The organism is Vibrio sp. A1-b2 (assembly GCF_021726015.1).
GTDB classification, from domain to species: Bacteria; Pseudomonadota; Gammaproteobacteria; order Enterobacterales; family Vibrionaceae; genus Vibrio; species Vibrio diazotrophicus.
The window spans coordinates 42,441-57,134 of record NZ_JAKKCI010000013.1 but is presented as its reverse complement, the minus strand read 5'-3'; the positions used below and the strand labels follow the sequence as shown (position 1 = coordinate 57,134).

At 45.8% G+C, this 14,694-nt stretch carries 11 protein-coding genes; 8 read left to right on the top strand and 3 right to left on the bottom strand.

Annotation, left to right across the window (positions count from 1 at the left end; all coding sequences use genetic code 11):
* Positions 1-74: 74 nt before the first annotated feature.
* Positions 75-2,249: a DNA helicase II gene (gene uvrD / locus L3V23_RS19325; protein ID WP_102964147.1), complete on the bottom strand. Its 2,175-nt coding sequence runs from the start codon at positions 2,247-2,249 to the stop codon at positions 75-77.
* Between the two features lie 310 nt (positions 2,250-2,559).
* Between uvrD and L3V23_RS19320 the strand changes: the two genes are divergently transcribed.
* The 4 genes from L3V23_RS19320 (at position 2,560) to L3V23_RS19305 (ending at position 5,002) form a co-directional block, all read left to right on the top strand.
* Positions 2,560-2,820, top strand: a complete 261-nt coding sequence (locus tag L3V23_RS19320) for a DUF2282 domain-containing protein (protein WP_102964146.1) — start codon at positions 2,560-2,562, stop codon at positions 2,818-2,820.
* A gap of 100 nt (positions 2,821-2,920) precedes the next feature.
* Positions 2,921-3,766, top strand: a complete 846-nt coding sequence (locus L3V23_RS19315; protein ID WP_102966933.1) for a DUF692 domain-containing protein — start codon at positions 2,921-2,923, stop codon at positions 3,764-3,766.
* Positions 3,763-4,527, top strand: a complete 765-nt coding sequence (locus tag L3V23_RS19310; RefSeq protein ID WP_102966932.1) for a DNA-binding domain-containing protein — start codon at positions 3,763-3,765, stop codon at positions 4,525-4,527. Before L3V23_RS19315 ends, L3V23_RS19310 begins: the two co-directional genes overlap by 4 nt.
* 10 nt (positions 4,528-4,537) lie before the next feature.
* Positions 4,538-5,002 (top strand): DoxX family protein, encoded by a 465-nt coding sequence (locus L3V23_RS19305; RefSeq protein ID WP_102966931.1) that lies wholly within the window; start codon positions 4,538-4,540, stop codon positions 5,000-5,002.
* Here L3V23_RS19305 and L3V23_RS19300 read toward each other — a convergent pair.
* Positions 4,974-5,183, bottom strand: a complete 210-nt coding sequence (locus tag L3V23_RS19300; protein WP_102966930.1) for a hypothetical protein — start codon at positions 5,181-5,183, stop codon at positions 4,974-4,976. The genes L3V23_RS19305 and L3V23_RS19300 overlap by 29 nt on opposite strands.
* Positions 5,184-5,286: 103 nt before the next feature.
* Positions 5,287-7,329 carry an oligopeptidase A gene (gene prlC, locus L3V23_RS19295; RefSeq protein ID WP_102966929.1) on the bottom strand — a complete coding sequence of 681 codons (2,043 nt, stop codon included), beginning with the start codon at positions 7,327-7,329 and terminating at the stop codon, positions 5,287-5,289.
* Between the two features lie 206 nt (positions 7,330-7,535).
* Here prlC and L3V23_RS19290 point away from each other — a divergent pair, with 206 nt between their 5' ends.
* The 4 genes from L3V23_RS19290 (at position 7,536) to L3V23_RS19275 (ending at position 14,648) form a co-directional block, all read left to right on the top strand.
* Entirely contained in the window at positions 7,536-8,375 is an 840-nt protein-coding gene (locus tag L3V23_RS19290) for a 23S rRNA (adenine(2030)-N(6))-methyltransferase RlmJ (RefSeq protein ID WP_102966928.1), read from the top strand.
* A gap of 132 nt (positions 8,376-8,507) precedes the next feature.
* A complete protein-coding gene (gorA, locus tag L3V23_RS19285; protein WP_180980353.1) occupies positions 8,508-9,863 on the top strand; it encodes a glutathione-disulfide reductase in 1,356 nt (451 codons plus the stop codon).
* 504 nt (positions 9,864-10,367) lie between these two features.
* A complete protein-coding gene (locus L3V23_RS19280; protein ID WP_042489803.1) occupies positions 10,368-11,519 on the top strand; it encodes an efflux RND transporter periplasmic adaptor subunit in 1,152 nt (383 codons plus the stop codon).
* Between the two features lie 3 nt (positions 11,520-11,522).
* Complete coding sequence (locus tag L3V23_RS19275; RefSeq protein WP_102966926.1) at positions 11,523-14,648, top strand: efflux RND transporter permease subunit; 3,126 nt, start codon at positions 11,523-11,525, stop codon at positions 14,646-14,648.
* Positions 14,649-14,694: the final 46 nt, after the last annotated feature.

The following is a 14,694-nucleotide window of genomic DNA, read 5'->3' as shown; positions in this document are numbered from 1 at the left end:
GCTTACAACTGAATCGACGATATAAAAAAACCTAGCACTGAGGCTAGGTTCTTATCTCTATACATCCACAACAATTACATGCGTTCCAGCTTAGCGTATGCAGTGACCAGCCATTTGATACCTTCACCGTTAAACGCAACCTGAACGCGACTTTGCGGACCGCTACCCTCGAAGTTGATGATGGTACCTTCACCAAACTTAGGATGACGAACCCGAGAGCCGAGCGTAAAGCCAGTCTCGTTGAAGTTCTCTTTTACAACCGTCTGGCTGAAACGACCACTGCTTGCTGGACGACTCACCTGCGCTTTCATTCGTACTTCATCCAAACATTTCTCTGGCAGCTCACGAATAAAGCGCGAAGGTTTGTGATACTTGTCTTGTCCGTACAAACGGCGCATTTCCGCATACGTGATGTAAAGCTTCTGCATTGCACGGGTCATGCCCACATAACACAGGCGGCGCTCTTCTTCTAAACGCCCCGCTTCTTCTGCTGACATCTGGCTAGGGAACATGCCCTCTTCAACGCCAACCATAAATACCATAGGGAATTCCAGACCTTTAGCACTGTGCAGAGTCATCAGTTGGACAGCATCATCAAACTCATCCGCCTGACCTTCACCAGATTCCAGTGCCGCATGGGTTAAGAATGCCGTCAGCAACGTCATTTCTTCTGCTTCTTCAGGCTTTTCGAACTGACGGGTGGCCGTTACCAGCTCCTCCAAGTTCTCAATACGCGCCTTGGACTTTTCGCCTTTCTCTTGCTGGTACATTTCAAACAGACCGGAAGTTTTAATCACATGGTCAGTTTGCTCGTGCAAAGACATTTCAGCGCTGTCATCTTCAAGCGCATTAACCAATTCAACAAAACGCCCAAGGGCGGACGCTGCGCGACCTGTTAACACTTTCTCTTCTAACAGCAGAACACTGGCATCCCATAAGGTGCAACCACGGTCACGAGCGGCAAAACGAATGGTATCCAAGGTTTTATCGCCTAAGCCACGAGTGGGAGTATTCACCACACGTTCAAATGCGGAATCATCATTGCGGTTAGCCATTAAGCGCAGGTAACTCAGCGCATCTTTGATTTCCTGACGTTCGAAGAATCGCATACCACCGTAAATTCGGTATGCCAAACCCGCCTGAATTAATGCTTCTTCCAACACACGTGACTGAGCGTTGTTACGATACAAAATCGCGGTATCTTCCAGAGCACCACCATCTTCATGCCACGCTTTAATTTTACCGACCACAAATCGCGCTTCATCCAGCTCGTTATAGGCGGAATAAACTGAAATAGGCTCACCTTCGACACCATCTGTCCAAAGCTCTTTACCCATACGCTCGCTGTTATTGGCAATCAAGGTGTTTGATGCTTCAAGGATAGTTTTCGTCGAACGGTAGTTTTGTTCCAGACGAATGGTATTCACACTCGGAAATTCCTGCGTGAATTTTTCGATGTTCTCAACCTTCGCGCCACGCCAACCATAAATAGACTGGTCATCATCACCGACGATCATTACGTGAGTATCTTTGCCCGTCATCAGACGCAGCCAAGCGTATTGAATATTGTTGGTATCTTGAAATTCGTCGACCAAAATATGTTTAAAGCGAGCTTGATAATGTTCGCGAATATGCTTGTTATCACGCAATAACTCTAACGTTCGCAGCAAGATCTCAGCAAAGTCGACCAATCCAGCGCGATCACACGCATCTTGATAGGCCGTGTAAATCTGTACATAAGTCTGAGTGATAGGATCGCGGTACGAATCAATATGTGCAGGACGTAAGCCTTCGTCTTTTTTGCCGTTAATCCACCACGATACCTGACGCGCTTGCCACTGCTTCTCATCCAAGTTTTGCGCTTTTATCAAACGGCGCAACAAACGCATTTGGTCTTCAGAGTCAATGATTTGAAAATCTTCTTGTAGCTTCGCATCCAGATAGTGCGCCCGCAAAATACGATGGCAAATACCGTGAAATGTACCATTCCACATGCCAGACGAACTGCCCATCATCAGATCTTCAATTCGCCCACGCATCTCCGCAGCAGCTTTATTGGTAAAGGTCACCGACATAATTGAGAACGGTGACGCTTGCTCTACCGATAATAACCAAGCGATACGGTGTACGAGAACCCGCGTTTTACCACTGCCCGCACCTGCCAACACTAGTAGGTTTTCAAGTGGCGCAGCAACTGCTTCGCGTTGTTTGTCGTTTAAACCGTCGAGTAAAAGAGAAGGATCCATCATGGCTAGGCTACTGGTTATTTATACATAATGACGACGATTATAACCCTAAATTCGACCGAGATGCTCGTTAAACAAGCCATTTTCTTTGCAGAGATTTCTGACTCAAGTGAAAATAATTGAAGTTTTTTTGCTCATAGATTGCTAAAAAATTCATTCGCTTAGCGTGTTTTCACCCTTAATTAGTCGATTTTTTATTCCATTAATTGAAAGTTTTTCTTAATCCTGCCTCTCTTTTCTAATAAGCAAGCTCAACGATTAACAAGTTGTTAACTTGCGAAATCAGGTAAGAACAATTCATGAGGAAGTGATGATGAAAAAATCAAATTTGGCAGTAGCAGCGGCAGTAACAAGCTTACTTGCAGTAGGTGGTTCTCTATTAACGTCTACCTCAGCCATCGCAGCTGAAGAAGAAAAATGCTACGGCGTGGCGAAAGCGGGCCAAAACGACTGTGCGACGAAAATGAGTTCATGTGCTGGGACATCGAAAAAAGATGGACAGAAAGATGCCTTCGTTGTGGTACCTAAAGGCTTGTGCGGCAAACTTTCTGGCGGAAGCACTATGTCTTCTTAATCCATTAAAAATACAAATAAGTGGTGCTCTAAGCTCAACAAGCGCACCACTTTTCCTTTCACTGCTATAGCACACTCACAACAAGTCTAACGGAGGTTTCATGCTGCATAACCAAGTAGGTGTAGGCTTGCGGTCTCCCCATATCAACTATTTTGTAGAGCAAACACCACAAGTGAGTTGGTTAGAAATTCACAGCGAAAACTATTTTTCTCCCCACTCAATTGCCCGCAATCAGCTCCGTAGCATTCGTAAAAACCATCAAATTAGCTGTCATGGTATAGGTCTTTCATTAGGTTCAGTACAAGGCATCAACAGTACTCATTTACAGAAACTTAAAGCATTGATCGACGAAATTCAGCCGCTTTTCGTTTCCGATCATTTAAGCTGGAGTGAAAATGGCGGTCACTATTTCAATGACTTACTGCCTTTGCCTTACACCGAAGAAGCCTTAGAGGTGTTTTGTCGTAATGTGCTTACGGTGCAGGACGCCATAAAGCGCCCGATTCTGATTGAAAACCCTTCCAGTTATTTGCAGTTTAACCACTCCACCATTACAGAGTGGGAATTTCTGGTACAAGTACAACAGCGCACCGAATGCCGCTTGTTGCTCGATTTGAATAATGTACATGTTTCTGCTTTCAATCATGGTTTTAGCAGCCAAACCTATATTGATTCTATTCCTGCGTATGCCGTTGACGAAATTCACCTTGCCGGCTTTTCGATTAACACACTTGCCGAAGGGGAAATATGGATAGATACCCACAGCAAACCGGTATCTGCTGAAGTGTGGCAACTCTACCAACTCTGGTGTGAGAAACACGGCAGCCGAAGAACTTTGATTGAATGGGATTTAGACATTCCAGATGTTGAAGTTCTGCTAGCGGAAGCAAACAAAGCTAGCAAGATACTCACAAGGCTCGACTCGATGAAAAGGAAAGCATCATGAGCTTTGGATTAGCAGAGCTACAGGCAACCTTTGCTGAGGGCTTGCGTTATCAAGCACAGGGAGAAGCGTGCGATATCATCGGTGGACGATTTAGCGCTGAAGAGAGACTGCAAATCTACCGCAATAATTTTGTCATGAGTTTAACGGAAGTCATGCAAGCTACCTACCCAATGCTTAAAGAGGTATTAGGAGCGGAATGCTTTAACGCACTATCTCGTGAATACATTCTTCGCTCACCGCCCACAGAAGGTAATGTTAGTCATTATGGAAACCATTTTGATGATGTGATCAGCCAGTTTGAGCAAGTCACCGACGCCGCACCGTATGCAAGAGATTTAGCGCGTTTTGAATGGACGTTAGATAAAGCTCAACAAACGTTTGGGCAGAGTGAAAAGCATTCACTGCAACCACTGGAAGCCATCCATACTCTTTCTGAGCAACAGCACCCCAACGTAATTCTTCATCCTGATTCTTGGGTTTTCCCGTTTACGTCCGATTTCGCCTTATTCGATCTCCAAAGAGCATTTAGCCAACAAAATTTCGACGACCTGATTCTGAATAACGCTCAAGCAGGAGTCATAGCTTGTGATGAATATGGTCGACCTTGGGCGAAAGAGTTAAACAACCAAGAGTACCAATTGCTGTTGAATCTCAGCAGCGAAATACCACTAGGTAGAATCCAACCCGAAGCACTGACCGCATTGCCGTCACTGATCGCACTCAGTATCGTTGCCGGTTTCTCATTGGCAAACCCTCACTAGGAGTTTCTGTATGATATCCGTGATTGCTCGCCTCAACCAATCTATAGAATGGTTTACCGCACAGCTCGCACCTGTCGTATTGCTGATCTGCCGCTTCTGGGTAGGTTGGGTGTTTTTTAACTCAGGACTGACGAAAATAACCACGTGGAATAGCACTCTATTCCTGTTTGAGTTGGAGTACCAAGTTCCTTTAATCCCTTGGGAAATAGCCGCTTATCTCGCAACTGCGGCAGAATTGGTCATTCCGATTTTTCTTGTTTTAGGGCTGTTTGGTAGGTTCAGTGCTCTCGCACTTTTCGCCGTAAATGCCATCGCCGTCATCTCATACCCATTGCTATGGGAGAGAGGATTTTATGATCATCAACTATGGGGAATGATGATGTTAACCGTCATTGTGTGGGGACCCGGAGCTTTATCCATTGATCGATGGATACAACGGAAACACCTTATTGTGACAGCTCGTCATGAATACTGATTACGGCATCTCGTGACGCATGGCCAATCGCTTTGGTGGTATCTCTGGTTGCATGTCCAACCGCGGTTGTTGCATCTCGTGTCGCGTGACCAATTTCTTTACCCGCTTGCTTCATTTCAGCGCATCCCAAAAGGGAAGATGTGGCAATTAAAGAACAAATTAGTAAGTTACGACTCTTCATTATTCTCTCCTTATCAATACCAAAACCACTCTAACAAATAACCCTGCCTAATAAGGCAGGGTTATGTTAATTCTTGAACTGAATGATTTAAATAATATAGAACTTAAGCAGCAATACCTGAGTGGCGTAATAACGCATCGATTTGTGGCTCACGACCACGGAAGCGCTTGAACAACTCCATAGGTTCTTCACTGCCGCCCATTTCAAGGATGTTGTTTAAGAAACTTGAACCCGTTTCCGCATTGAAAATACCTTCCTCTTCAAAGCGAGAGAACGCATCTGCCGATAACACTTCTGCCCATAGGTAGCTGTAGTAACCCGCACTGTAGCCACCAGCAAAAATGTGGCTGAAGCTATGTGAGAAACGGTTCCACTCAAGGCTTGGCAATACTGCTACTTTCTTCTTCACTTCTGCTAATGTTTCCAGCACTTGAGGGCCCACTTCTGGGTCATAAGTGGTATGCAGAGTGAAATCGAACAGTCCGAATTCAAGCTGACGCAGAATAAACATACCTGACTGGAAGTTTTTCGCTGCCAACATGTTGTCGAGCATCTCTTTCGGTAAAGGTTCGCCTGTTTCGTAGTGACCAGAAATAAATGCAAGCGCTTCTTCTTCCCAGCACCAGTTTTCTAGGAACTGACTTGGTAGTTCAACCGCATCCCAAGGCACACCGTTAATACCTGAAACAGAGCTCACATCTACCTGAGTCAGCATATGGTGAATACCGTGACCCGTTTCGTGGAACAGAGTTACCACTTCATCATGGGTAAACAGTGCAGGCTTGTCACCAACTGGACGGTTGAAGTTACAGGTCAAATAGGCCACAGGCGTTTGTAGTTCGCCATTAGCATTGATACGACGAACGCGGCACTCATCCATCCACGCGCCACCGCGTTTATGCTCACGAGCGTAAAGGTCAAGATAGAAACTACCACGCAGCACATCATTGCTATCAAAGATATCGAAGAAACGCACCGACTCATGCCAAGTATCGACGCCTTCGCGCTCTTGTACTTTCATACCAAATACGCGATTCAGTACTTCAAACAAGCCTGAAACCACTTTGTTTTCTGGGAAGTAAGGACGCAGCTCTTCATCAGAAATCTTAAACAGTTTCTGTTTTTGCTTTTCGCTGTAGTAAGCGATATCCCACAGTTCAAACGAAGTCACACCAAACTCTTGCTCAGCAAATTCACGCAGTTCTTGAACTTCGCGTTCACCTTGTGGTTTCACTTTCGTGGCTAGGTTGTTCAAGAAGCTCAGAACCTGATCTGGCGTTTCTGCCATTTTGGTTGCCAGAGACTTTTCGCTGTAGGTGTTGAAACCCAGCATACGAGCCACTTCATAACGCAGTTTCAGCAACTCAGCGATGTTCTCTGTGTTATCCCATTTACCCGCATTCGGACCACGGTCAGACGCGCGCGTTACATAAGCTTCGTAAAGTTCTTTGCGTAGCGCTTGGTTATCACAGTAAGTCATTACCGGTAGGTAAGAAGGGATATCCAAAGTTAACAAGTAGCCTTCAAGACCCTTACCTTCTGCCGCGGCTTGAGCCGCAGCCAGTGCTGATTCCGGCATACCCGCCAGCTCGTTTTTGTCGGTAATGTGCTTAGTCCAACCCATGGTGGCATCAAGCACATTGTTCGAGAACTTAGAACCCAGCTCAGACATACGCTTGCTGATTTCGCCATAACGCTTTTGTTCTGCTTTAGGTAAACCGATACCAGACAATTCAAAGTCACGTAGTGCATCTTTAATGGTTTTCTTCTGCGCCTGACTCAGCGTTGCAAAAGCCTCACTGTTCTTGATTGCTTTATACGCTTCAAACAAACCTTTGTGCTGACCAACCCAAGTCCCGTATTCAGAGAGAATTGGCAGGCAGCTTTCATAAGCTTCACGCAATTCGTCACTGTTCATCACTGAGTTCATATGGCTCACTGGTGACCATAAACGACTCAAGCGGTCATCCACTTCTTCGATAGGTGCAATAACATTTTCCCAAGTTGGTTGTGTATTACCTTCAAGTACCTGTTCAATCTTTGCACGGCAATCTTCTATTGCCTGTTCAACCGCTGGCTTTACGTGCTCCGGCTTAATATCTGAAAACGGAGGTAAATCCGTAAAGCTAAGAAGTGGATTAGACATAAAACGTTCCTTTTTATGAAAAATAGTGAGGATGAAATATCCTCGTCTGTTAGGTTAATAAATATAGGTAGGAAGGTGAATTTTCAAGAGTAGCGTCAATTCAATACAATTCGAAATGTGTCTAGACCCACCTCAACATACAATTTTGGGTGTATAATTAGCCGCATTCGTTTTTCCATATTCAGCCATAAGTTAGAGAGCGACACTTGTTAAGTTATCGACACAGTTTCCACGCAGGAAACCACGCAGATGTAGTGAAACACATCGTACAAAGCTTAATCCTCAATGCACTACAGCAAAAAGATAAACCATTTGTTTATCACGATACTCACTCCGGTGTGGGCCGCTACGACTTAACTCATGAGTGGTCGGAAAAAACGGGTGAATACAAACAAGGTATTGCGCGTATTTGGCAACAAGATAATGTGCCAGAAGATATTCAAAGCTATCTTGATGCAATCAAAGTTCTTAACCAAGGCGATGAACTACGTTACTACCCAGGTTCGCCTCGCGTGGCACGTGCTCACCTGCGCCCGCAAGACCGCATGGTATTAACTGAGTTACACCCGAGTGATTACCCACTGCTGGAACAGGAATTCGATCGTGATCGCCAAGTGTCGATTTACAAAGAAGATGGTTTTCAACGCCTGAAAGCAAGCTTGCCACCGCAGGAGCGTCGTGGTCTGGTACTGATCGACCCACCTTACGAACTGGCTAAAGAGTACCGAGACGTGGTGAATGCCATTGCACAAAGCTACAAGCGCTGGGCAACGGGCATCTATGCGATTTGGTATCCAGTGGTTAACCGCTGTGATATTGAAGATATGATTGAAGGTCTCGAAAATTTAGGTATCACTAAAATTTTGCAAATCGAGCTGGGTGTCTCTCCTGATACCAACGAGCGCGGCATGACAGCATCGGGCATGATTGTTATCAACCCGCCATGGAAGCTTGAAAGCCAAATGAAAGAAATCCTGCCGTTTTTAAAGCAAGCAATTGCGCCAGCGACAGGTCACTGCAAAGTGGAATGGATTGTTCCGGAATAACTTGCTCAAGTTTTTCCAAGGGGTAACTTGTGATCTCACGGTTTACCCCAACTATTTAGCTATGCCCTAATAAATGAAATGGCTCCCTGCTTAATCTTACTGGCGAGCTATCAGAGAAAAATGGAGAAAGTAATGGCAACGCATTTTGATTACATCTGTATCGGTGGCGGTAGCGGCGGTATCGCTTCAGCAAACCGTGCAGCTATGTACGGCGCAAAAGTCGCGCTGATTGAAGCGAAAGATCTTGGCGGTACATGTGTCAACGTAGGTTGTGTGCCGAAGAAAGTCATGTGGCACGGTGCACAGGTTGCTGAAGCAATGAACTTATACGCGCCTGATTACGGCTTTGACGTCGACGTAAAAAGCTTCAACTGGGCGAAAATGGTTGAAAGCCGCCAAGCTTATATTGGCCGTATTCACCAATCTTATGACCGTGTTCTTGGTAACAACAAAGTAGAAGTGATTCGTGGCTTTGCTAAGTTCATCGATGCGAAAACCGTAGAAGTTAATGGTGAGCACTACACAGCAGACAATATTCTGATTGCTGTCGGTGGTCGCCCTACCATTCCTAACATTCCGGGTGCTGAGTACGGTATCGACTCCAATGGTTTCTTTGATCTGGCTGAACAACCAAAACGTGTTGCCGTGATTGGTGCTGGTTACATCGCTGTTGAAATTGCCGGTGTTCTCAACGCACTTGGCACAGAAACTCACCTATTCTGCCGTAAAGAATCTCCGCTACGTAGCTTTGACCCAATGATCATCGAAACATTGGTTGAAGTGATGAACACTGAAGGCCCAACGCTACATACGCACAGTGTGCCAAAAGAAGTGGTAAAAGAAGCCGACGGCAGCCTGACTCTTCACCTAGAAAATGGTGAAACCCAAAACGTTGATACTTTAATTTGGGCTATCGGTCGCCACCCAGCAACAGATGCGATCAACCTAGCAGCAACTGGCGTTGCAACCAACGAGCAAGGCTATATCAAAGTTGATGAGTACCAGAACACTAACGTGGCTGGCATCTACTGTGTCGGTGACATCATGGAAGGTGGTATTGAACTGACTCCAGTTGCGGTTAAAGCGGGTCGCCAACTGTCTGAGCGCTTATTCAACGGTAAAACCAACGCGAAAATGGACTACAACCTAGTCCCAACTGTGGTATTCAGCCATCCACCAATCGGCACTATCGGCCTAACTCAGCCAGAAGCGATTGCTAAATACGGCGAAGAGAACGTGAAAGTGTACACTTCAAGCTTTACCGCTATGTACACAGCCGTCACTGCGCACCGTCAACCATGTAAGATGAAGTTGGTTTGTGCAGGTGAAGAAGAAACGGTTGTTGGTCTACACGGCATTGGTTTCGCAGTCGATGAAATGATCCAAGGCTTCGGCGTCGCTATGAAGATGGGCGCAACCAAAGCAGACTTCGACTCAGTCGTTGCTATCCACCCAACGGGTTCAGAAGAATTCGTGACCATGCGTTAGTAATCACTTGCTAGAACGAAGCCCTGCAAAACTGCGGGGCTTTTTTATGTTGTAACTCAACGGCGATATGCTTCGACAGTTTTAAGGCGATTCATTGCTAGTAAACCTGCGCCGATTCAGAGATATCACTTCGATTTTGAGGCGCTGTTAAAAACAACGGGTACCGAGCCCACAACACTGGTTGCTGCCGTCTTCACCAATACGATCATCTCTTGTCGTATTTATTGTTCAAATACTCATCAAGCGCATAGTTCAACCTTTTTCATAAATTTTAATGATGAAATGCGTGTAAGGTCTTGTCCAACTGTGCAATAAATGACAAAGTCATTCTTAGAATGTGTAACAGACTGATGTCTTAACCGATTATTAACTGTTGGTTATTTACACTATCAATATTTATATAAGTAAATTCGAGTTCCAATTCACGTTCTGCCCATCAATTACCTTTAAAACATAAATAAGGAAGCGTGCAGGATGAGTTCTAGTGGTAAAGGAGAGATCAAAATGGGCCAAGGTAGATCCTTGTCAAAAACGTGGTTGACCACGATTGCCGCTGCAATTGTGCTTGCCGGTTGTCAACCAGACGCCAAACCAGCGGCGGTCAATAGCGGTGCTGCACCTGCTGTCGCGGTAGATGTCATCAAAGTCACAACCCAGCCAGTTGAGGTAACAAGTACTCTGCCTGGCCGTACTAATGCTTTCCGTATCGCAGAAGTACGCCCTCAGGTTCGTGGTATTGTTACAGCACGTAAGTTTGTTGAAGGTAGCTTAGTTGCAAAAGGCGATGTTCTGTTTGAACTTGACGCTTCAACTTACCAAGCTTCATTGGCAAGCATGCAAGCTAATTTAGCGAAAGCGGAAGCAACCCTTAGCCGTACAGAGCTTCAGGCAAAACGCTACAGCGAGCTGGTGAAAAAGAATGCTGTGAGCCAACAAGCTTATGAAGACGCACAAGCCACTTACAAAGAAGCTTTGGCATCTGTGAAAGCGGCGCAAGCGAATGTTAACTCTGCGCAGATTGACCTTGATTACACGCATATTAAAGCGCCGATTTCAGGTCGTATAGGTCGTTCACACGTTACTGAAGGTGCGTTAGTAACCGCTAACCAAACTGATGTAATGGCAACGATTCAACAACTTGACCCACTTTATGTTGACCTTTCTCAGCCAAGTAATGAGCTTTTGAAACTGCGCCAAAGCACTGGTAAAGAAAAAGACGAACTGAAAGGCATTAAGCTGTTCCTCGATGACGGTACGCCAATTGAGCAAAAAGCAACGCTACAGTTTGCTGAAGTTTCTGTGAATGAAAACACAGGCACAGTCAACGTTCGTGCAACACTGCCAAACCCAGATCAGTTCCTACTTCCGGGTCTTTATGTTCGTGCTCAACTGCCGGTTGAAGCTCGTTCTGAAGCTATTCTTGTTCCGCAAACAGCGCTAAGCCGTAATGCACGTGGTGAAGCTTCTGTATTGGTTGTAAATGCAGAAAATGTGGTTGAAAGCCGTCCAGTCGTAGCAAGTCATACTGTGAATTCACAATGGTTGATTGATTCAGGCTTAGAAGCTGGTGAAACCGTTATTGTGGCAGGCCTACAAAAAGTACGCCCTGGCAGCACGGTAAATCCGCAACTGATGGAATCATCTAAGGAACAATAAGATATGGCTCGATTTTTTATAGATCGCCCAATCTTTGCTTGGGTGATTGCAATAATCATCATGCTTGCTGGTGTGTTATCGATCATGACACTGCCGGTATCTCAGTATCCGGATATCGCACCACCAACGGTTATTGTGTCAGGTACCTATCCAGGTGCTTCGGCTGATACCGTTGAAAACAGTGTGACACAGACGATAGAACAGAATATGAACGGGATTGATAACCTGATTTATATGTCGTCTCAAAGTAGTTCATCCGGTGCATTCAGCATTACGCTTACTTTTGAAAGTGGTACTGATGCGGATATTGCTCAGGTACAGGTGCAGAACAAACTTGCACTTGCCGAAGCAACACTACCAAATGAAGTAACACAACAAGGTATCACCGTTTCAAAATCATCTAGTTCATTCTTGATGGTTGTCGGCTTTGTCTCAACAGACGGTAGCATGGACAACACTGACCTTTCTGACTACATGATTTCTAACATTAAAGACCCACTAAGCCGTGTTCAGGGTGTCGGTGAAGTTCAGGTGTTCGGTGCTCAGAACGCAATGCGTATCTGGTTAGATCCAAACAAACTGAATAAATACAGCCTGACTCCTGCTCAAGTGAAATCTGCGGTCAGCGCGCAGAACACTCAGGTTTCTGTTGGTCAGTTAGGTGCAACACCGTCAGTCAAAGGCCAACGTCTGAATGCTACGATTACGGCACAAAGCCGTATGAGAACGGTGTCTGAGTTTGAAAACATCCTTTTGCGAGTAGACACCGATGGTGCGCAAATTCGCTTGAAAGATGTGGCTCGTGTTGAATTAGGTGCCGAGAGTTACCAAGCAGTTGCTCTATATAACGGTAAATACGCTGCGGGTATTGCGATTAAGCTGGCTACTGGTGCCAATGCGCTGGATACCTCTAAGTTAGTGAAAGCTCGTATTAACGAGATGTCACCAACCTTCCCAGACAACATTGAAGTTATTTATCCATACGATACAACGCCATTTGTTCAGATCTCTATCGAAGAAGTAGTGCATACGCTGATTGAAGCGGTCGTACTGGTATTCCTCGTGATGTATCTGTTCTTGCAGAACTTCCGTGCAACGTTAATTCCAACCATCGCGGTTCCTGTCGTTCTGTTAGGTACTTTCGGTGTAATGGCGGCGTTTGGCTTCTCAATCAACACCCTGACTATGTTCGGTCTGGTGCTGGCGATAGGCTTGTTGGTTGACGATGCTATCGTTGTGGTCGAGAACGTTGAGCGGGTAATGGCGGAAGATGGTCTGCCTCCACGTGAAGCAACCCGAAAATCGATGGGGCAGATCACTGGCGCATTAGTCGGTATCGCGATGGTACTGAGTGCGGTATTTATCCCTATGGCGTTCTTTGGTGGTGCTGCGGGTGCGATTTATCGCCAGTTCTCTCTGACTATCGTATCGTCTATGGTGCTGTCGGTATTAGTGGCAATGGTTCTGACACCAGCGCTCTGTGCGACTTTGCTAAAACCAATGCATAAAGGTGAACACCATGTTCGCCGTGGTCCGCTCGCTTGGTTTAACAAAGCGTTTGACCGTGGTACGAACGGCTATAAGAACGTCGTTAGTAAAGGTGTGAACCAGCGTATTCGCTACCTTGCTATGTACGTCATTATCGTTGGTGTACTAGGTACGCTGTGGACTCGTCTACCAACCTCTTTCGTTCCTGAAGAAGACCAAGGCATTTTCCTATCTATCATTCAGTTACCAGCAGGTTCAACGCAAGAGCAAACGCTGAACGTGATGGATAAAGTTGAAAAACACTTTTTGGAAAACGAATCAGACTCCGTTCAGTCGGTGTTCACTGTTTCGGGCTTTAGCTTCGCAGGTCAAGGTCAGAACATGGGTATGGCGTTTGTTCGACTCAAAGATTGGGATGAACGTACAAATCCAGCGATGTCAGTCAACGCGATTATTGGCAGAGCTTGGGGAGCATTCTCTCAAGTAAAAGAAGCAAACATCTACACCTTTAACCTTCCTGCAATTATGGGCTTAGGTAACGCAACGGGGTTTGATGCTTACCTCACCGATAATGCGAACTTAGGTCACGATAAGTTAATTCAGGCTCGTAACCAGCTGTTGGGTATGGCTTCGCAAAACCCTAACCTGACAGGTGTTCGTCCAAACGGTATGGAAGATACGCCCCAGTTCCGTATTAACATCGACTACGAAAAAGCGATGGCAATGGGTCTGTCTGTTTCGGATATCAACAGCACGCTGTCAACGGCACTGGGTTCAAGCTACGTTAACGACTTTATCGATAACGGCCGCGTGAAAAAAGTATACGTACAAGCAGATGCTGAATACCGTATGAACCCTGAAGATCTGCGCCTATGGCATGTAAAAAATAACCTAGGTGAAATGGTTCCGTTTGATACCTTTGCGACAACTGACTGGACTTACGGTTCACCTCGTCTAGAGCGTTATAACGGTGTTCCTGCGGTTAACATTCAAGGTTCGGCAGCAGCGGGTAAGAGTACTGGTGATGCAATGCAGGCGATCACCAACATTGTGGCTCAACTGCCTCAAGGTATTGGCTTGCAGTGGACAGGTGCTTCTTACCAAGAAGTACAAACTGGTTCTCAAGCTCCGCTACTTTATGCGCTGTCTATTTTGATCGTATTCTTGAGCCTTGCAGCTCTATACGAAAGCTGGAGTGTGCCGTTCTCTGTCATCCTGATTGTTCCACTAGGGGTATTTGGTGCTATTGCAGCGGCAACAGTGAAGTCGCTCTCTAATGACATCTACTTCCAAGTGGGTCTGTTAACGACTATCGGTCTGTCAGCGAAGAACGCCATCTTGATTGTAGAATTTGCGAAAGCACTCTACGACGATGGAAAAGACCTTATCAGTGCGACGGTCGAAGCGTGTCGTATGCGTCTACGCCCAATTATGATGACGTCATTTGCCTTCATCTTGGGTGTACTTCCACTAGCACTGAGTACTGGTGCGGGTGCCGCTAGCCGTAACGCAATTGGTTGGGGTGTTGTGGGTGGTATGTTCGCCGCAACGGTACTGGCCATCTTCTTCGTTCCTGTGTTCTTTGTGATTGTGATGAAGCTGTTCCGCACACAACCGCATAAGATCCCAGAAGATGCATAATCTTATCTAGCAATGAAAAAACCCAGTGACATTCACTGGGTTTTTT

Excerpts from the sequence above, each read along its gene's own strand:
- L3V23_RS19305 (WP_102966931.1), top strand. The coding sequence starts at position 4,538 with ATGATATCCGTGATTGCTCGCCTCAACCAATCTATAGAATGGTTTACC.
- L3V23_RS19320 (WP_102964146.1), top strand. The coding sequence starts at position 2,560 with ATGAAAAAATCAAATTTGGCAGTAGCAGCGGCAGTAACAAGCTTACTT.
- L3V23_RS19315 (WP_102966933.1), top strand. The coding sequence starts at position 2,921 with ATGCTGCATAACCAAGTAGGTGTAGGCTTGCGGTCTCCCCATATCAAC.
- L3V23_RS19310 (WP_102966932.1), top strand. The coding sequence starts at position 3,763 with ATGAGCTTTGGATTAGCAGAGCTACAGGCAACCTTTGCTGAGGGCTTG.
- L3V23_RS19280 (WP_042489803.1), top strand. The coding sequence starts at position 10,368 with ATGGGCCAAGGTAGATCCTTGTCAAAAACGTGGTTGACCACGATTGCC.
- gorA (WP_180980353.1), top strand. The coding sequence starts at position 8,508 with ATGGCAACGCATTTTGATTACATCTGTATCGGTGGCGGTAGCGGCGGT.
- prlC (WP_102966929.1), bottom strand. The coding sequence starts at position 7,329 with ATGTCTAATCCACTTCTTAGCTTTACGGATTTACCTCCGTTTTCAGAT.
- L3V23_RS19300 (WP_102966930.1), bottom strand. The coding sequence starts at position 5,183 with ATGAAGAGTCGTAACTTACTAATTTGTTCTTTAATTGCCACATCTTCC.
- L3V23_RS19275 (WP_102966926.1), top strand. The coding sequence starts at position 11,523 with ATGGCTCGATTTTTTATAGATCGCCCAATCTTTGCTTGGGTGATTGCA.
- uvrD (WP_102964147.1), bottom strand. The coding sequence starts at position 2,249 with ATGATGGATCCTTCTCTTTTACTCGACGGTTTAAACGACAAACAACGC.